27 protein-coding genes are annotated in these 15,227 nt (G+C 34.7%); 26 read left to right on the top strand and 1 reads right to left on the bottom strand.

The annotated features are described in order from the left end of the window. The first annotated feature begins 1 nt into the window (after position 1). The 26 genes from rplB to carA all read left to right on the top strand — a co-directional run bounded on the left by rplB (position 2) and on the right by carA (position 13,657). Positions 2-826, top strand: coding sequence for a 50S ribosomal protein L2 (gene rplB, locus T410_RS01720; protein WP_035668122.1), 825 nt, complete (start codon positions 2-4; stop codon positions 824-826). Positions 827-832: 6 nt separating this feature from the next. Next, entirely contained in the window at positions 833-1,111 is a 279-nt protein-coding gene (rpsS, locus tag T410_RS01715; RefSeq protein WP_007136562.1) for a 30S ribosomal protein S19, read from the top strand. A 6-nt stretch (positions 1,112-1,117) separates the two neighbouring features. After that, positions 1,118-1,531: a 50S ribosomal protein L22 gene (gene rplV / locus T410_RS01710; protein ID WP_035668120.1), complete on the top strand. Its 414-nt coding sequence runs from the start codon at positions 1,118-1,120 to the stop codon at positions 1,529-1,531. A gap of 5 nt (positions 1,532-1,536) precedes the next feature. Continuing rightward, positions 1,537-2,295 (top strand): 30S ribosomal protein S3, encoded by a 759-nt coding sequence (gene rpsC / locus T410_RS01705; RefSeq protein ID WP_035668118.1) that lies wholly within the window; start codon positions 1,537-1,539, stop codon positions 2,293-2,295. Between the two features lie 19 nt (positions 2,296-2,314). Next, a complete protein-coding gene (rplP, locus tag T410_RS01700) occupies positions 2,315-2,740 on the top strand; it encodes a 50S ribosomal protein L16 (RefSeq protein WP_007803637.1) in 426 nt (141 codons plus the stop codon). A 13-nt stretch (positions 2,741-2,753) separates the two neighbouring features. Further along, on the top strand, positions 2,754-2,945 hold the full coding sequence (rpmC, locus tag T410_RS01695; protein WP_035668115.1) for a 50S ribosomal protein L29: 192 nt from the start codon (positions 2,754-2,756) through the stop codon (positions 2,943-2,945). Positions 2,946-2,962: 17 nt separating this feature from the next. Continuing rightward, positions 2,963-3,223 carry a 30S ribosomal protein S17 gene (gene rpsQ, locus T410_RS01690; protein ID WP_035668113.1) on the top strand — a complete coding sequence of 87 codons (261 nt, stop codon included), beginning with the start codon at positions 2,963-2,965 and terminating at the stop codon, positions 3,221-3,223. A 2-nt stretch (positions 3,224-3,225) separates the two neighbouring features. Beyond that, positions 3,226-3,594, top strand: a complete 369-nt coding sequence (rplN, locus tag T410_RS01685; RefSeq protein ID WP_026717863.1) for a 50S ribosomal protein L14 — start codon at positions 3,226-3,228, stop codon at positions 3,592-3,594. 12 nt (positions 3,595-3,606) lie between these two features. Next, positions 3,607-3,921 carry a 50S ribosomal protein L24 gene (gene rplX / locus T410_RS01680; RefSeq protein WP_035668111.1) on the top strand — a complete coding sequence of 105 codons (315 nt, stop codon included), beginning with the start codon at positions 3,607-3,609 and terminating at the stop codon, positions 3,919-3,921. 2 nt (positions 3,922-3,923) lie between these two features. Then, complete coding sequence (gene rplE, locus T410_RS01675; RefSeq protein ID WP_035668110.1) at positions 3,924-4,475, top strand: 50S ribosomal protein L5; 552 nt, start codon at positions 3,924-3,926, stop codon at positions 4,473-4,475. 3 nt (positions 4,476-4,478) lie between these two features. Next, positions 4,479-4,748 (top strand): 30S ribosomal protein S14, encoded by a 270-nt coding sequence (gene rpsN, locus T410_RS01670; RefSeq protein ID WP_007136553.1) that lies wholly within the window; start codon positions 4,479-4,481, stop codon positions 4,746-4,748. Positions 4,749-4,870: 122 nt separating this feature from the next. Continuing rightward, the gene (rpsH, locus tag T410_RS01665; protein ID WP_035668108.1) at positions 4,871-5,269 is read left to right on the top strand and encodes a 30S ribosomal protein S8; all 399 of its coding nucleotides are present in this window, start codon (positions 4,871-4,873) and stop codon (positions 5,267-5,269) included. A gap of 17 nt (positions 5,270-5,286) precedes the next feature. Then, positions 5,287-5,829 carry a 50S ribosomal protein L6 gene (rplF, locus tag T410_RS01660; RefSeq protein ID WP_035668106.1) on the top strand — a complete coding sequence of 181 codons (543 nt, stop codon included), beginning with the start codon at positions 5,287-5,289 and terminating at the stop codon, positions 5,827-5,829. An 11-nt stretch (positions 5,830-5,840) separates the two neighbouring features. Beyond that, positions 5,841-6,191: a 50S ribosomal protein L18 gene (gene rplR, locus T410_RS01655; RefSeq protein WP_035668104.1), complete on the top strand. Its 351-nt coding sequence runs from the start codon at positions 5,841-5,843 to the stop codon at positions 6,189-6,191. A 6-nt stretch (positions 6,192-6,197) separates the two neighbouring features. After that, the gene (rpsE, locus tag T410_RS01650) at positions 6,198-6,725 is read left to right on the top strand and encodes a 30S ribosomal protein S5 (protein WP_035668102.1); all 528 of its coding nucleotides are present in this window, start codon (positions 6,198-6,200) and stop codon (positions 6,723-6,725) included. 12 nt (positions 6,726-6,737) lie between these two features. Further along, on the top strand, positions 6,738-6,920 hold the full coding sequence (rpmD, locus tag T410_RS01645) for a 50S ribosomal protein L30 (protein ID WP_035668100.1): 183 nt from the start codon (positions 6,738-6,740) through the stop codon (positions 6,918-6,920). 11 nt (positions 6,921-6,931) lie between these two features. Continuing rightward, positions 6,932-7,384, top strand: a complete 453-nt coding sequence (gene rplO / locus T410_RS01640) for a 50S ribosomal protein L15 (protein WP_035668097.1) — start codon at positions 6,932-6,934, stop codon at positions 7,382-7,384. Between the two features lie 13 nt (positions 7,385-7,397). Next, on the top strand, positions 7,398-8,744 hold the full coding sequence (gene secY / locus T410_RS01635) for a preprotein translocase subunit SecY (protein WP_035668094.1): 1,347 nt from the start codon (positions 7,398-7,400) through the stop codon (positions 8,742-8,744). A 3-nt stretch (positions 8,745-8,747) separates the two neighbouring features. Next, the gene (gene infA, locus T410_RS01630; RefSeq protein WP_007136545.1) at positions 8,748-8,963 is read left to right on the top strand and encodes a translation initiation factor IF-1; all 216 of its coding nucleotides are present in this window, start codon (positions 8,748-8,750) and stop codon (positions 8,961-8,963) included. 12 nt (positions 8,964-8,975) lie between these two features. Further along, positions 8,976-9,092 (top strand): type B 50S ribosomal protein L36, encoded by a 117-nt coding sequence (gene ykgO, locus T410_RS16645; RefSeq protein ID WP_008992256.1) that lies wholly within the window; start codon positions 8,976-8,978, stop codon positions 9,090-9,092. A 2-nt stretch (positions 9,093-9,094) separates the two neighbouring features. Then, the gene (gene rpsM, locus T410_RS01625) at positions 9,095-9,469 is read left to right on the top strand and encodes a 30S ribosomal protein S13 (RefSeq protein WP_035668092.1); all 375 of its coding nucleotides are present in this window, start codon (positions 9,095-9,097) and stop codon (positions 9,467-9,469) included. 8 nt (positions 9,470-9,477) lie between these two features. Beyond that, positions 9,478-9,861, top strand: a complete 384-nt coding sequence (gene rpsK, locus T410_RS01620; RefSeq protein ID WP_024981527.1) for a 30S ribosomal protein S11 — start codon at positions 9,478-9,480, stop codon at positions 9,859-9,861. Positions 9,862-9,953: 92 nt separating this feature from the next. Next, the gene (gene rpsD / locus T410_RS01615; protein WP_035668090.1) at positions 9,954-10,559 is read left to right on the top strand and encodes a 30S ribosomal protein S4; all 606 of its coding nucleotides are present in this window, start codon (positions 9,954-9,956) and stop codon (positions 10,557-10,559) included. Between the two features lie 21 nt (positions 10,560-10,580). Further along, positions 10,581-11,573 (top strand): DNA-directed RNA polymerase subunit alpha, encoded by a 993-nt coding sequence (locus tag T410_RS01610; protein WP_035668087.1) that lies wholly within the window; start codon positions 10,581-10,583, stop codon positions 11,571-11,573. A 40-nt stretch (positions 11,574-11,613) separates the two neighbouring features. Next, a complete protein-coding gene (gene rplQ, locus T410_RS01605; RefSeq protein WP_035668085.1) occupies positions 11,614-12,102 on the top strand; it encodes a 50S ribosomal protein L17 in 489 nt (162 codons plus the stop codon). A 454-nt stretch (positions 12,103-12,556) separates the two neighbouring features. Continuing rightward, positions 12,557-13,657 (top strand): glutamine-hydrolyzing carbamoyl-phosphate synthase small subunit, encoded by a 1,101-nt coding sequence (carA, locus tag T410_RS01600; RefSeq protein WP_035668083.1) that lies wholly within the window; start codon positions 12,557-12,559, stop codon positions 13,655-13,657. An 88-nt stretch (positions 13,658-13,745) separates the two neighbouring features. Here the strand turns inward: carA and T410_RS01595 are convergent, their stop codons facing one another. Beyond that, positions 13,746-15,083 carry an erythromycin esterase family protein gene (locus T410_RS01595; protein WP_081897790.1) on the bottom strand — a complete coding sequence of 446 codons (1,338 nt, stop codon included), beginning with the start codon at positions 15,081-15,083 and terminating at the stop codon, positions 13,746-13,748. Positions 15,084-15,227 lie beyond the last annotated feature (144 nt).

Here is a 15,227-nt window from a genome sequence, read left to right as displayed (position 1 = left end):
AATGTCAGTAAGAAAATTAAAACCTATTACCCCAGGTCAGCGATTTAGAGTTGTGAATGGTTATGACGCCATTACAACTGATAAGCCGGAACGCTCTTTGATAGCGCCGATAAAAAACTCTGGTGGTAGAAATAGTCAAGGAAAGATGACCATGCGTTATACGGGTGGTGGTCACAAGCAGAGATATCGTATTATTGATTTCAAACGTACAAAAGAAGGAATTCCGGCTACAGTGAAATCAATCGAATATGATCCAAATCGTACTGCATTTATCGCATTGTTAGCTTATGCTGATGGTGAGAAAACTTATGTTATTGCTCAAAACGGATTGAAAGTTGGTCAGAAATTAGTTTCTGGTCCGGAATCTCAACCTGAAATTGGTAATACTTTACCTTTAAGTAGAGTTCCACTTGGAACTGTAATTTCTTGTATCGAATTGAGACCAGGACAAGGAGCTGTAATCGCTCGTTCTGCTGGAACATTTGCTCAATTAATGGCAAGAGATGGAAAATATGCTACAATTAAAATGCCTTCTGGGGAAACAAGATTAATCTTGTTGACTTGTTCGGCTACAATTGGAGCGGTTTCTAATTCAGATCACCAATTAGTTGTATCAGGAAAAGCTGGTAGAACAAGATGGTTAGGAAGAAGACCTAGAACAAGACCTGTTGCAATGAACCCTGTCGATCACCCAATGGGTGGTGGTGAAGGACGTTCTTCTGGTGGACATCCACGTTCAAGAAATGGAATACCAGCTAAAGGTTATAGAACTCGTTCTAAGAAAAACCCGAGTAACAAGTATATCGTAGAACGTAGAAAGAAATAATAAGATATGGCACGTTCATTAAAAAAAGGACCTTTCGTTCATTATAAGTTAGACAAGAAAGTTCAAGAAAACATCGCAGGTGGAAATAAAGGAGTGGTTAAGACTTGGTCTAGAGCTTCTATGATTACTCCAGACTTTGTTGGACAAACTATCGCAGTTCATAACGGTCGTCAATTTGTACCAGTTTACGTAACTGAAAACATGGTAGGTCACAAATTAGGAGAATTTTCACCAACTAGATCTTTTAGAGGTCATGCTGGAGCAAAAAATAAAGGTAAAAAATAAGAAGCAATGGGAGTTCGTAAAAGAGAAACAGCAGATGCAAGAAAAGAGGCTAACAAGTCTTTGGCCTTCGCAAAGTTAAATAACTGCCCTACTTCACCTAGAAAAATGCGCTTAGTAGCAGATCTAGTAAGAGGTCAGAAGGTAGAAAGAGCACTAAACATCTTAAGATTTAGTTCTAAAGAAGCTTCAAGAAAATTAGAAAAATTGGTTTTATCTGTAATTGCCAACTGGCAAGCAAAAAACCCTGAAGCTAATATGGAAGAAGCTGGTTTATTCGTTAAAGAGATCAGAGTAGATGGTGGAATGATGTTGAAAAGACTTCGTCCAGCTCCACAAGGTCGTGCACACAGAATAAGAAAACGTTCTAATCACGTAACAATCGTGCTTGGAGCTATCAATAACACACAAAGCAATTCTTAAGCAGCATGGGACAAAAGACAAATCCAATTGGAAATAGACTTGGTATCATCAGAGGATGGGACTCAAACTGGTATGGTGGAAATGACTACGGTGATAAACTTGCCGAAGATCACAAAATCAGAAAGTATATCCATGCTCGTTTATCAAAAGCTAGTGTATCAAAAGTAATCATCGAGAGAACTTTGAAACTTGTAACCGTTACTATCACTACTGCTAGACCTGGTATCATTATCGGAAAAGGTGGACAAGAGGTAGACAAGTTAAAAGAAGAACTTAAGAAAATTACTGACAAAGAGGTTCAAATCAACATCTTTGAAATTAAAAGACCTGAACTTGACGCGTATCTAGTTGCTACAAGCATCTGTCGTCAAATCGAAAGCAGAATTTCTTACAGACGTGCAATCAAAATGGCTATTGCAGCTTCTATGCGTATGAACGCAGAAGGTATCAAAGTTTTGATTTCTGGTCGTTTGAATGGTGCAGAGATGGCTCGTTCAGAAGGTTTCAAAGAAGGTAGAATTCCTCTATCAACTTTCAGAGCTGATATTGATTATGCTTTGGCTGAAGCTCATACTACATATGGTAGAATGGGAATCAAAGTGTGGATCATGAAAGGTGAAGTTTATGGAAAGAGAGATCTTTCTCCACTTGCCGGAATGGACAAAAAACAATCTGGTGCTGGTGGTAAAGGTGGTGATTCTCCTAGAGGAGACAGAAAACCTTTTAATAAAGGTGGCAAACCAGACGCTCGTAAACGAAAGTAAATTTTTAAACTAAAGAAAAATGTTACAGCCTAAAAGAACAAAATACCGTAAGGTACAAAAAGGTAAAATGAAGGGGAACTCTCAAAGAGGGCATGAACTTTCTAATGGAATGTTTGGTATTAAATCTGTACATGAAGATGGAATGTTCTTAACCTCTCGTCAAATTGAAGCTGCGCGTATTGCTGCAACTCGTTTTATGAAAAGAGAAGGACAATTATGGATCAAAATATTTCCAGACAAACCTATCACTAAGAAACCTCTTGAGGTACGTATGGGTAAAGGTAAAGGTGCAGTTGAGTATTGGGCTGCAGTTGTTAAACCCGGAAGAATTATGTTTGAAGTTGGAGGAGTACCTTTGTCAGTTGCAAAAGAGGCTTTACGTCTTGCAGCTCAAAAGCTTCCAGTAAAAACTAAATTCGTCGTTGCTAGAGATTTCGAAGCATAATTTATATTATATTATGAAACAATCAGAAATAAAAGATCTTTCTGCAGCGGAGTTGCAAGAAAAACTTAGCCAGACTAAGAAGGCATATGCCGACCTAAAAATGGCTCACGCTATTTCTCCAATTGAGAATCCACTTCAAATTAGAAGTGTAAGAAGAACAGTTGCAAGATTAGCTACGGAACTTACTAAAAGAGAGTTGCAATAATTGTAATCTGCTGAAAGATGGAAGAAAAAAGAAATTTAAGAAAAGAAAGAGTTGGTGTTGTTACTTCAGACAAAATGGATAAATCTATTGTTGTTGCTGAAGTGCGTAAAGTAAAACACCCATTATACGGTAAGTTCGTGTTGAAAACTAAAAAGTATCACGCACACGACGAAAAGAACGACTGTAACGTTGGAGATACTGTAAGGATAAGCGAAACGCGTCCTATGAGTAAAACAAAATGTTGGAGGTTAGTTGAAATCCTAGAAAGAGCTAAATAATTATGGTACAACAAGAATCAAGACTAAAAGTAGCAGATAACACTGGAGCAAAGGAAGTTTTAACTATCCGTGTTTTAGGAGGTACCAAAAGAAGGTATGCCTCTGTTGGTGACAAGATTGTAGTTTCTATCAAAGATACTGCTCCTAACGGAAGCGTTAAAAAAGGAGCTGTTTCAACTGCAGTTGTTGTACGTACCAAAAAAGAAGTGAGAAGAGCCGATGGTTCATACATTAGATTTGATGACAACGCATGTGTGTTATTAAATGCTGCTGGTGAAATGAGAGGAACTCGTGTTTTTGGTCCGGTAGCAAGAGAACTTCGTGAAAAACAATTCATGAAAATTGTATCATTAGCACCAGAAGTGCTTTAATTCGTTTTTAAGATGATAAAGCTAAAAATAAAATCAGGTGACATCGTAAGAGTAATTGCTGGAGACCATAAAGGTGCTGAAGGTAAAGTTTTACGTGTTTATCGTGAGAAGAACAAAGCGATTGTTGAAGGTGTAAACATGGTTTCAAAACATACGAAACCTAGTGCAAAAAGCCCTCAAGGTGGTATCGTAAAGAAAGAAGCTTCTATACAAATATCTAATATTTCTTTAATTGATCCTAAAACTAAGGAAACGACTAGAGTTGGTATTAGAGTAGAAGGAGATAAGAAAGTAAGATTTTCAAAAAAATCTAATCAAGTACTATAGTAATGGCGTATATACCTAGACTAAAAGAAGAATATAAGAGCAGAGTAATTGCTGCTCTTAAAGAGGAATTCGGATACGTAAACGTAATGCAAGTTCCAAAATTGGAAAAAATCGTTTTAAGTAAAGGAGTTGGTGCAGCTGTATCTGATAAAAAACTAATTGACTATGCGGTTGATGAGTTAACAAAGATCACTGGACAGAAAGCAGTATCTACAATTTCAAAGAAAGACGTTGCGTCATTCAAATTGAGAAAAGGGATGCCTATTGGAGCAAAAGTTACTTTGCGTGGAGAAAAAATGTATGAGTTTTTAGATAGACTTATTACTTCTGCTTTGCCACGTGTAAGAGATTTCAGTGGTATTAAAGCTACTGGTTTTGATGGAAGAGGAAATTATAACCTTGGTGTTTTGGAGCAAATCATTTTCCCGGAAATTGATATTGATAAAGTAAACAAAATTTCAGGAATGGATATCTCTTTTGTAACTAGTGCAAAAACAGATAAAGAAGCAAAGTCTCTATTGACAGAATTAGGATTACCTTTTAAAAAGAATTAAGACATGGCTAAAGAATCAATGAAAGCCCGCGAGGTTAAGAGAGAAAAAACAGTAGCTAAGTATGCTGAGAAAAGAAAAGCTTTGTTAGAAGCTGGAGATTTCGTAGGTTTGCAAAAGTTACCAAAAAATGCTTCACCAGTTCGTTTGCACAATCGTTGTAAATTAACAGGTAGACCAAGAGGGTATATGCGTCAATTCGGTCTTTCACGTGTTACATTTCGTGAAATGGCAAATAACGGATTGATACCTGGTGTTAAAAAAGCATCTTGGTAAGACGTAATTTATTGCGTCCTGATACAGACTTAACTTACGTTTTGTCTGTATCATAAATATTTATAAATTGGTTTCAGGTTCGATTAAGTTTAATTGAAAACCGTTACCGCAAATCAATACATATGTATACAGATCCTATTGCAGATTACTTGACAAGAGTTCGTAATGCTGTGGCTGCAAACCACAAAGTTGTTGAAATTCCTGCATCTAATCTAAAAAAAGAAATAACTAAGATCTTATTTGATCAAGGTTATATCTTGAGTTACAAATTTGAAGACAACGCTGTTCAGGGTTCAATCAAAATCGCTTTGAAGTATGATAAAGATACTAAAGAGTCAGTAATTAAAGATATCCAAAGAATTAGTAAACCAGGTTTACGTAAATATTCAAGTTCTTCAACTATTCCAAGAATCCTTAATGGATTAGGAATCGCTATTGTTTCTACATCAAAAGGTTTGATGACAGGAAAGAAAGCCAGACAGTTAAATGTTGGTGGTGAAGTAATTTGTTACGTATACTAATTTAAAGACTATATAAGATGTCAAGAATAGGTAAAAGTCCGGTTGTAATCCCTGCTGGTGTAACTGTTGAAGTTGCAAATGGTATTATTACAGTAAAAGGAAAAAATGGTCAACTAACTCAGGAGTTTTCGGACGTTACTGTTACAGTTGAAGACGGTCAAGTTCAAGTTGATAGATCGTCTGATCACAAGGACCAAAGAGCAAAACATGGTTTGTACAGATCTTTAATCAATAACATGATTATTGGTGTTACAGATGGTTTTACTAAGTCGTTAGAATTGGTAGGGGTTGGTTATAGAGCTTCAAATCAAGGACAAAAATTAGATTTAGCGCTTGGTTACTCTCACAATATAGTTTTAGAAATTGCTCCAGAAGTAACTTTAGAAACTATATCTGAAAAAGGTAAGAACCCTATCGTTAAATTAACATCATTTGACAAACAACTTTTAGGTCAGGTAGCTGCGAAAATTAGAGGTTTCCGTAAGCCTGAACCGTACAAAGGAAAAGGTGTTAAATTTGTAGGTGAAGTATTAAGAAGAAAAGCAGGTAAATCAGCTTAAAAAATAAGATTATGTCATTAACAAAACCTGAAAGAAGACAAAGAATTAGATTCAGAATTAGAAAAACTATTAGTGGTACTGCTACTAATCCAAGACTATCTGTATTTAGAAGTAACAAAGAAATTTACGCTCAACTTATTGATGATGTAAACGGAGTTACTATATTGGCGGCTTCTTCAAGAGAAAAAGAAATAGGTAACGGTACGAACATTGAAGTTGCTATAGCAGTTGGAAAACTAGTTGCTGAAAAAGCTTTAGAAGCTGGGATAGACGTAGTGACTTTCGATAGAGGAGGTTATTTATATCACGGTCGTATTAAATCATTAGCAGAAGGCGCAAGAGCGGCTGGACTTAAATTCTAATATAGTATGTCTAATAGTAAATACAAGAATGTAGAGTTGGTAAAACCAAGTGGTCTAGAATTGAAAGATCGTTTGGTAAGTGTAAATCGTGTTACTAAGGTTACAAAGGGTGGTAGAGCTTTTGGTTTTTCTGCTATTGTAGTTGTAGGTGATGAAAATGGAGTGGTTGGACATGGATTAGGGAAATCTAAGGATGTTTCTGAAGCAATTGCGAAAGCAGTAGAAGATGCTAAGAAAAATTTGGTGAAAATTCCTTTGAATGGTCAATCAGTTCCTCACGAACAAAAAGGTAAATTTGGTGGTGCACGTGTATTCTTAATTCCTGCCTCTCATGGTACAGGAGTTATTGCTGGTGGAGCTGTTCGTTCAGTTTTGGAATCAGTAGGGATTCATGATGTATTATCTAAATCACAAGGATCTTCAAATCCTCACAACGTAGTAAAAGCAACTTTTGATGCTTTATTACAAATGAGAAGTGCTTATACTGTTGCAAAACAAAGAGGTGTTTCTTTAGAAAAAGTTTTTAAAGGTTAATTCAAGGAAATTATGGCTAAATTATTAGTAAAACAAGTTAGAAGCAAAATCAACTGTCCCCTTACTCAAAAGAGAGGATTAGAAGCTTTAGGTCTACGTAAAATGGGACAAGTTGTAGAGCATGATTCAAACCCTACAATCCTTGGGATGATAAATAAAGTTAAACACTTAGTTTCTGTTGAAGAAACTAAATAACAAATACTGTTATGAATTTAAGTAACTTACAACCTGCTGAAGGTTCTACACACAATCAAAATAAAAGATTAGGTAGAGGAGAAGGTTCTGGAAAAGGTGGTACTTCTGCAAGAGGTCACAAAGGAGCAAAATCTCGTTCTGGTTATTCTAAAAAGATTGGTTTTGAAGGTGGTCAAATGCCTCTTCAAAGACGTGTGCCTAAGTTTGGTTTCACAAACATCAATCGTAAAGATTACGAAGGTGTAAATCTTGATACACTACAACTATTAGTTGATAATGGTGTTATTAAAGATACTGTTGATATGACAGTTTATGTTGCTAATCGTTTGGCTACCAAAAATGAAATCGTTAAGATTTTAGGAAGAGGAGAGTTAACAGCGAAATTAAAAGTAACCGCTCACAAATTTACTGCTACTGCAAAAGCTGCTATTGAAGCTGCTGGTGGAGAGGCCGTAACAATATAATTTTTCTATTAAGATGAAGAAATTTATTGAATCATTAAGTAATGTTTGGAAAATTGAGGAACTAAAAAATAGAATCCTAATCACTTTAGGTCTTCTTTTAGTTTATCGTTTTGGAGCACACGTTACGCTTCCTGGAATTGATGCAACTCAATTAAATAGTTTAGCAGGTCAAACCAAAAATGGTATTGGGTCTATTCTTGATATGTTTACAGGAGGTGCTTTCTCTAAAGCTTCAGTTTTTGCTTTAGGTATAATGCCATATATTTCTGCATCTATTGTTGTACAGTTAATGGGAATTGCGATTCCATATTTACAAAAGCTTCAGAATGATGGAGAAAGTGGTAGAAAGAAGATTAATCAAATTACCCGTTGGCTAACGATAGGTATTACTTTGGTTCAAGGTCCGACTTACATTTATAATTTGTATAGAACTTTGCCTAGTAGTGCTTTTTTGTTAGGATTTAATTCATTTGAATTCTTATTTTCTTCAGTTGTTATCTTAGTTACAGGTACAATCTTTGCCATGTGGTTAGGGGAAAAAATTACTGATAAAGGAATTGGTAACGGTATATCATTGTTGATTATGGTTGGTATTTTGGCTAGATTGCCTCAAGCTTTCATTCAAGAATTTACAACTAGAGTTACTAATAATAATGGTGGACCAATGTTATTGGTTATTGAAATTATCATTTGGTTATTAGTTATTATTGCTTGTGTATTGCTTGTTATGGCTGTTCGAAAAATACCTGTTCAGTATGCTCGTCGTACATCTTCAGGTGATTATGAACAAGATTTAATGGGTGGTAATAGACAATGGATTCCATTGAAGCTTAATGCTTCTGGAGTTATGCCTATTATTTTTGCTCAAGCAATTATGTTTATTCCTGCTGCAGTAGCAGGTTTATCTAAATCAGATGCGTCACAATCAATTGTTGGAGCTTTTAGTAATATGTTCGGTTTTTGGTATAATTTTGTTTTTGCAACTTTAATTGTTGTATTCACTTTCTTCTATACTGCAATCACAGTTCCTACTAATAAAATGTCTGATGATTTGAAGAGAAGTGGAGGTTTTATTCCTGGTGTTAGACCTGGAGTTGAAACTTCTGATTTTCTTGATAAAGTGATGTCTTTAATAACTTTTCCAGGATCTTTATTTCTTGCTTTGATAGCTGTGTTCCCAGCAATTGTTGTGAGTCTTATGGATGTTCAACAATCTTGGGCAATGTTTTTTGGAGGTACTTCATTAATAATTATGGTTGGTGTTGCCATAGATACAATTCAACAAATCAATTCATATTTGTTAAACAAACATTATGACGGTTTAATGAAAAGTGGTAAAAATAGAAAAGCAGTAGCTTAATTTATGGCAAAACAATCAGCAATAGAACAAGACGGTTCAATCATTGAAGCATTATCAAATGCGATGTTCCGTGTAGAGTTAGAAAATGGACATATTGTAATCGCCCATATATCTGGAAAAATGCGTATGCATTACATCAAATTATTACCTGGTGATAAAGTGAAACTAGAAATGAGCCCTTACGATTTGTCAAAAGCAAGGATTACTTATAGATATTAAAGGATATTCAAAATGAAAGTTAGAGCTTCAGTAAAAAAGAGAAGTCCCGAGTGCAAAATTGTGCGAAGAAAAGGGAGATTGTACGTAATAAACAAAAAGAATCCTAGATTTAAACAAAGACAAGGATAGTTATGGCAAGAATAGCAGGGGTAGATATCCCAAAAAATAAGAGAGGTGTTATAGCACTTACCTATATCTTCGGATTAGGAAGAAGTAGAGCTATTGAGATTTTAGAAAAAGCTCAAGTTAGCCAAGATAAAAAAGTTCAAGACTGGAATGATGATGAGATCGGAGCAATTCGTGAAGCTGTATCAACTTTCAAAATTGAAGGAGAATTGCGTTCTGAAGTTTCTTTAAACATCAAGCGTTTAATGGATATTGGATGTTATAGAGGTATCCGTCATAGAACTGGTCTTCCTTTAAGAGGACAAAGAACTAAAAACAACTCTAGAACAAGAAAAGGTAAGAGAAAAACTGTTGCCAACAAGAAAAAAGCAACTAAATAATAAGTAATATGGCTAAAGCAACTGCAAAAAAACGTAAAGTTATCGTTGAATCAACGGGAGAAGCTCATATTTCTGCTACTTTTAACAATATCATCATTTCTTTGACTAATAAAAAAGGTGAAGTTATTTCTTGGTCTTCAGCTGGAAAAATGGGTTTTAGAGGTTCTAAAAAGAATACTCCATACGCGGCTCAAATGGCAGCAGAAGATTGTAGTAAAGTAGCTCTTGAAGCTGGACTTAAAAAAGTAAAAGTTTATGTAAAAGGACCAGGAAACGGACGTGAGTCTGCTATTCGTTCTTTGCATAACGGTGGAATTGAAGTGACTGAGATTATCGATGTTACTCCAATGCCGCACAATGGATGTCGTCCTCCAAAAAGACGTAGAGTTTAATACTCAAAAATTATTATAGTATAACCTAGATTGAATATAGATTATCGAAGGATATGACCTGAATTCATAGTCTCAATCTTAAATAAATTAAAATGGCAAGATATACTGGTCCTAGTACAAGAATCGCTCGTAAATTTGGCGAGGCAATTTTCGGAGACGATAAAGCTTTCGAAAAAAGAAATTATCCACCTGGTCAACACGGGATGGCAAAAAAAAGAGGTAAAAAATCTGAATATGCAGTCCAGTTAATGGAAAAGCAAAAAGCTAAATATTCTTATGGGATTTTAGAAAAACAATTTAGAAATTTATTCGAAAAAGCATCAGCTACTAAAGGTGTAACTGGTGAAGTTTTGTTACAATTGTGTGAAGCAAGATTAGACAATGTTGTTTTTAGAATGGGTATTGCTCCTTCTAGAAGAGGTGCTCGTCAAATCGTTTCTCACCGTCACATTACAGTAAACGGAGAAAATGTAAATATTCCTTCTTATCACTTGAAACCAGGTGATGTAGTTGGTGTTCGTGAAAAATCTAAATCTATAGAGGCTATCGAACGTTCTTTATCTAATTCAAGTCATGTTTATGAGTGGATTACTTGGAATAATGAAACTAAATCAGGTACTTTTGTTACTGTTCCTGCTAGACTTCAAATTCCAGAAAACATCAAAGAACAATTAATCGTAGAGTTGTACAACAAATAATAATTGACTTAGTCGAAATTTATGGCAATATTTAATTTTCAGAAGCCCGATAAAGTTATCATGATCGATTCAACCGATTTTGAAGGTAAGTTTGAATTCAGACCTTTAGAGCCAGGTTACGGATTGACCGTTGGTAATGCACTTAGAAGAGTTTTGCTTTCAGCATTAGAAGGTTATGCAATTACATCTGTTCGCATTGAAGGTGTAGATCATGAATTTTCTACTATCTCAGGAGTTGTTGAAGATGTTACCGAAATTATCCTTAATCTAAAACAAGTACGTTTCAAACGTCAAATTGAAGATATCGATAATGAATCAGTTACTATTTCTGTTTCTGGTAAAGATCAATTAACAGCTGGTGATTTTCAAAAATTTATTTCAGGTTTCCAAGTTTTGAACCCAGAACTTGTTATATGTAATTTGGATAGTAAAATCAAACTGAATTTCGATTTAACTATCGAAAAAGGTAGAGGATATGTTCCTGCTGAAGAGAACAAAAAACAGAATGCTGCAATTGGAACTATTTTTACTGATTCAATTTTTACTCCGGTAAAAAATGTGAAGTATGCAATTGAAAACTTCCGTGTAGAGCAAAAAACAGATTACGAAAAATTAGTTTTTGAAATCAAAACTGATGGATCTATTAATCCTAAAGATGCTCTTACTGAAGCCGCAAAAGTTTTAATTCACCATTTCATGTTATTTTCTGACGAAAGAATTACACTTGAGGCTGACGAAATTGCACAAACAGAATCTTATGATGAAGAGTCATTACACATGAGACAATTGCTTAAAACTAAGCTTGTTGACATGGATCTTTCTGTTAGAGCATTAAATTGTTTGAAAGCGGCTGAAGTTGATACACTTGGTGATTTAGTATCGTTCAATAAAAATGACCTAATGAAATTCCGTAATTTTGGTAAAAAATCTTTAACAGAACTAGATGAACTAGTAGCTATTAAGAATTTGAACTTCGGGATGGATTTAGCAAAATACAAACTAGATAAAGAATAATTAAGTCCCCGCTAAACGTGGGGGTTAAATTTACATAGCAATGAGACACGGAAAAAAATTCAATCACTTAAGCAGACAGACAGCACATAGAAAATCTATGTTGGCTAATATGGCTTGTTCTCTTATTGAGCACAAACGTATTAACACTACTGTTGCTAAAGCAAAAGCGCTTAAACAATTTGTTGAGCCTTTAATAACAAAATCAAAAGAAGATACAACTCACAATCGTCGTATCGTTTTTGCTTACTTACGTAGCAAATATGCGGTAACTGACTTGTTCAGAGACGTAGCTGCTAAAGTAGGAGACCGTCCAGGTGGATACACTCGTATCATTAAAGTTGGAAATCGTTTAGGAGATAATGCTGATATGGCAATGATCGAATTAGTAGATTTCAATGAACTATACAATGGTGGTAAAAAAGAAGTTAAAAAAGCCAAAAGCCGTCGTGGTGGTAAAGCCAAGAAAGCTGATGAAGCTACTGAAGCTCCAGTTGCTGAAACTGAAACAACTACTGACACTGCTGAATAATTATGAAAATAATCATTCTATAAAATCAAGGATAAGCTATACTAGTTTATCCTTTTTTTTTGATTTTTTTTAATTTTAGGAGTATAACATTATATGTTTAGAAGAACTTTTGACCAGTTTTTTGCTATGTCTTTTTCTTTCTTAGTTCGATCAACAAGAAAAAGTTTACCGCTTCAAGCTAAGCTTACTGATTACTATAAAAAATAGAGGCAAGTTTATTAATTAGGGCTAATTAGAACGTTTGTTTTTTATTAGAGGTTTAAAAAGTTATATTCGAGTTTTCAAAAGTTATATTTTTAAAAAATTAATGGTTGCTTTATGTTTTAATATAAATTTAAAAAAAAACATTGCATCCATTGTTTTAAAGAATTAAATTTGCACAATATTTAACTACACATGAAACTAGTTTTTTCGAGTTACATGATACTATTAAAAAAATAATAGAAACCAAAGAATGAAATATACAACACGACAAAAAGCAATTCTTCTATTAAGTGACGGAACCATATTCCATGGTAAATCTATTGGAATCAGTGGAACTACTTTTGGGGAAGTTTGTTTTAATACGGGAATGACAGGCTACCAAGAAATATTTACTGATCCTTCTTATTTTGGTCAATTAATGGTAGCTACTAATGCCCATATTGGGAACTATGGAGTAAACGATTCAGAGGTTGAATCAAAAAGTATTAAAATAGCTGGTTTAATTTGTAAGAACTTTAGCTTTAACTATTCTCGTGAAGATGCTTCAGGGAGTTTAGAAGACTATTTTATAAAACAAAAGCTTATTTGTATTTCTGATGTAGATACACGTGCGCTGGTAAGCTACATACGTGATAATGGCGCTATGAATGCTGTAATTTGTACAGATGAAACACCAATCGAAGAACTAAAAATCGCATTGGCAAATGTGCCAGACATGAAAGGCTTAGAATTAGCTTCAAAAGTGTCTACTACTGAGCCCTACTTTTTTGGTGATGAGAATGCAACCTATAAAATTTCTGCGCTTGACTTAGGAATTAAAACGAATATCCTTCGTAATCTTGCTAAAAGAGATTGCTACATAAAAGTTTTCCCTTTTGATTCATCTTATCAAGATTTAGCTTCATTTAATCCTGATGGTTATTTTTTATCTAATGGACCTGGTGATCCTGAACCTCTTTCTGGTGCTATTCAAGTTGCAAAAGAAATTCTTGTAAACGACAAACCTTTATTCGGAATCTGTCTTGGACATCAGGTAATTGGTTTAGCGAATGGAATTTCAACATATAAAATGTTTAACGGTCATAGAGGAATAAACCATCCTGTAAAAAATATCATTACTGGAAAAGGAGAAATCACTTCTCAAAATCATGGTTTTGCCGTAAATAAAGAAGAGTTGGATAATCATCCTGACTTAGAAATCACACATCTTCACTTAAATGATGGGACGGTTGCAGGTATGCGTGTGAAAAACAAAAATTGTTTCTCTGTTCAATACCATCCGGAAGCAAGTCCGGGCCCGCATGATTCTTCTTATTTATTTGATCAATTTATCGAAAATATAAAAGGTTAAAATTAGAGTGCTATTTCATGTAGCTTTTAGATTTAAAAGGGTTTGACTTAATTAAAAGTCAAACCCTTTTTTGTTGAATGATGTAAACTTACATTCCGAAAGGATAGGTTTCGGGAATTTGGTGCCCATCCGGTTGGATGTGAAGGGGATGCAATCCACTTGTTTCATCAAGGAAAATAAAGGCATCGTATCTTTCTGGTAGTATTGTAGGAACGTAATTGCCGAATTTTTCATGCTCTGGATTGTATACAACTCCAATGGCGCGATGCCCTATGTATGTTGAAAGACATTTTTCTTTTTTTAATTGATCCATTAGTATTAACTTATTTTTTCCGTCTCCTGCAAGGTGTAAGGCATGCTCCCAGCTTCCTGCTACAGCTTCAGGAACTTTTATTTTCCGCATGGAATCGCCCCATTCTCTGCCGGCAATCACGCTCCCTTTGTAAGAGCCAAATCCAACTGCAACAACTCCTTCGTTGAAATAGCGTTCTCTTAATAACTGTCCTACATTTACCATGCCCTCGGAGGCCATTTCTGTAGCTCGAGCGTCGCCAATGTGTGTGTTGTGTTCCCATACTATTATTTTTGCCTTGTTTCCATGGAATTTCATAAGTCTTTCTATAGTGGAAACCATATGTTCGTCTCGAATGTTCCATGAGGCTGGACCTCTTTTAATCATAGCGCGATAATATTTTTCGGCATTTCTGGTAATGAATGCATTTTGTTCCGTACTTAAAACATTTTCTGGATCATGATTGTAGTTGGGTGCATTTTTTATTATTTTGTTCAGTAGGTTAAGGATTTCTTTTTCACATAATTCTGGTATGAATGAAGAGGCTCTCGCGTAAGTTTGTCCTTCGTCTCTTTCGTAAGGTTCAAAACATTTCATGGCTGTTTTTGCAATTGCCAGTGCTTTTGGATCATTTTTTTCTAAATATTGAATGATGGAGTTCATTGATTCCCTGAAGCTGTATACATCCAAACCATAAAATCCTACTCTTTTATCAGCGGATAGATCTTCATTATAAACCTTGAGCCAATCTATAAATGCTGCCGTTTCCCAATTAGCCCACATCCAGGTTGGCCATCTTTTAAATTCATTCATGATACTGTAAATATCTTTTTCAGTATTTAGATATCCTTTAGCATACCGATTCACGCGATAGCAATCTGGCCAATCGCCTTCGACTCCTACAAAAGAAAACCCTTTTTCTTTTATTAGTCGCTGTGTGATTTTAGCTCTCCAGACATAATATTCGTGTGTTCCATGTGAGGCTTCGCCTAAAAGGACATATTTTGCACCTCCTATAGCGTTGATTAATGGATCTAAATCTGTTGAATTTTCTAATGGAGTAGCTGTTTTGTTTAATAATGCTATAATTTCACTAGAATTGATTAAATTGTTACGGTTTTTTAAAGGTTCCATTACATTTTTATTTTTTTTAATTTATATATTCAGTTATAAAAATAATTCAATTAAAAATTTCGATTTAAAGTGTGTTTATGGCTTTTGAAAAAAAATGTAAAGTTAGTGTATATTGCTGTTAATCAGTGTTTTTAATTAATTTAT

It is taken from the genome of Flavobacterium sp. 83 (assembly GCF_000744835.1).
GTDB lineage: Bacteria > Bacteroidota > Bacteroidia > Flavobacteriales > Flavobacteriaceae > Flavobacterium.
The sequence above is the reverse complement of the archived record's forward strand: the minus strand, read 5'-3'. Positions and strand labels throughout refer to the sequence as shown.

Excerpts from the sequence above, each read along its gene's own strand:
- rplB (WP_035668122.1), top strand. The coding sequence starts at position 2 with ATGTCAGTAAGAAAATTAAAACCTATTACCCCAGGTCAGCGATTTAGA.
- rpsS (WP_007136562.1), top strand. The coding sequence starts at position 833 with ATGGCACGTTCATTAAAAAAAGGACCTTTCGTTCATTATAAGTTAGAC.
- rplV (WP_035668120.1), top strand. The coding sequence starts at position 1,118 with ATGGGAGTTCGTAAAAGAGAAACAGCAGATGCAAGAAAAGAGGCTAAC.
- rpsC (WP_035668118.1), top strand. The coding sequence starts at position 1,537 with ATGGGACAAAAGACAAATCCAATTGGAAATAGACTTGGTATCATCAGA.
- rplP (WP_007803637.1), top strand. The coding sequence starts at position 2,315 with ATGTTACAGCCTAAAAGAACAAAATACCGTAAGGTACAAAAAGGTAAA.
- rpmC (WP_035668115.1), top strand. The coding sequence starts at position 2,754 with ATGAAACAATCAGAAATAAAAGATCTTTCTGCAGCGGAGTTGCAAGAA.
- rpsQ (WP_035668113.1), top strand. The coding sequence starts at position 2,963 with ATGGAAGAAAAAAGAAATTTAAGAAAAGAAAGAGTTGGTGTTGTTACT.
- rplN (WP_026717863.1), top strand. The coding sequence starts at position 3,226 with ATGGTACAACAAGAATCAAGACTAAAAGTAGCAGATAACACTGGAGCA.
- rplX (WP_035668111.1), top strand. The coding sequence starts at position 3,607 with ATGATAAAGCTAAAAATAAAATCAGGTGACATCGTAAGAGTAATTGCT.
- rplE (WP_035668110.1), top strand. The coding sequence starts at position 3,924 with ATGGCGTATATACCTAGACTAAAAGAAGAATATAAGAGCAGAGTAATT.
- rpsN (WP_007136553.1), top strand. The coding sequence starts at position 4,479 with ATGGCTAAAGAATCAATGAAAGCCCGCGAGGTTAAGAGAGAAAAAACA.
- rpsH (WP_035668108.1), top strand. The coding sequence starts at position 4,871 with ATGTATACAGATCCTATTGCAGATTACTTGACAAGAGTTCGTAATGCT.
- rplF (WP_035668106.1), top strand. The coding sequence starts at position 5,287 with ATGTCAAGAATAGGTAAAAGTCCGGTTGTAATCCCTGCTGGTGTAACT.
- rplR (WP_035668104.1), top strand. The coding sequence starts at position 5,841 with ATGTCATTAACAAAACCTGAAAGAAGACAAAGAATTAGATTCAGAATT.
- rpsE (WP_035668102.1), top strand. The coding sequence starts at position 6,198 with ATGTCTAATAGTAAATACAAGAATGTAGAGTTGGTAAAACCAAGTGGT.
- rpmD (WP_035668100.1), top strand. The coding sequence starts at position 6,738 with ATGGCTAAATTATTAGTAAAACAAGTTAGAAGCAAAATCAACTGTCCC.
- rplO (WP_035668097.1), top strand. The coding sequence starts at position 6,932 with ATGAATTTAAGTAACTTACAACCTGCTGAAGGTTCTACACACAATCAA.
- secY (WP_035668094.1), top strand. The coding sequence starts at position 7,398 with ATGAAGAAATTTATTGAATCATTAAGTAATGTTTGGAAAATTGAGGAA.
- infA (WP_007136545.1), top strand. The coding sequence starts at position 8,748 with ATGGCAAAACAATCAGCAATAGAACAAGACGGTTCAATCATTGAAGCA.
- ykgO (WP_008992256.1), top strand. The coding sequence starts at position 8,976 with ATGAAAGTTAGAGCTTCAGTAAAAAAGAGAAGTCCCGAGTGCAAAATT.
- rpsM (WP_035668092.1), top strand. The coding sequence starts at position 9,095 with ATGGCAAGAATAGCAGGGGTAGATATCCCAAAAAATAAGAGAGGTGTT.
- rpsK (WP_024981527.1), top strand. The coding sequence starts at position 9,478 with ATGGCTAAAGCAACTGCAAAAAAACGTAAAGTTATCGTTGAATCAACG.
- rpsD (WP_035668090.1), top strand. The coding sequence starts at position 9,954 with ATGGCAAGATATACTGGTCCTAGTACAAGAATCGCTCGTAAATTTGGC.
- T410_RS01610 (WP_035668087.1), top strand. The coding sequence starts at position 10,581 with ATGGCAATATTTAATTTTCAGAAGCCCGATAAAGTTATCATGATCGAT.
- rplQ (WP_035668085.1), top strand. The coding sequence starts at position 11,614 with ATGAGACACGGAAAAAAATTCAATCACTTAAGCAGACAGACAGCACAT.
- carA (WP_035668083.1), top strand. The coding sequence starts at position 12,557 with ATGAAATATACAACACGACAAAAAGCAATTCTTCTATTAAGTGACGGA.
- T410_RS01595 (WP_081897790.1), bottom strand. The coding sequence starts at position 15,083 with ATGGAACCTTTAAAAAACCGTAACAATTTAATCAATTCTAGTGAAATT.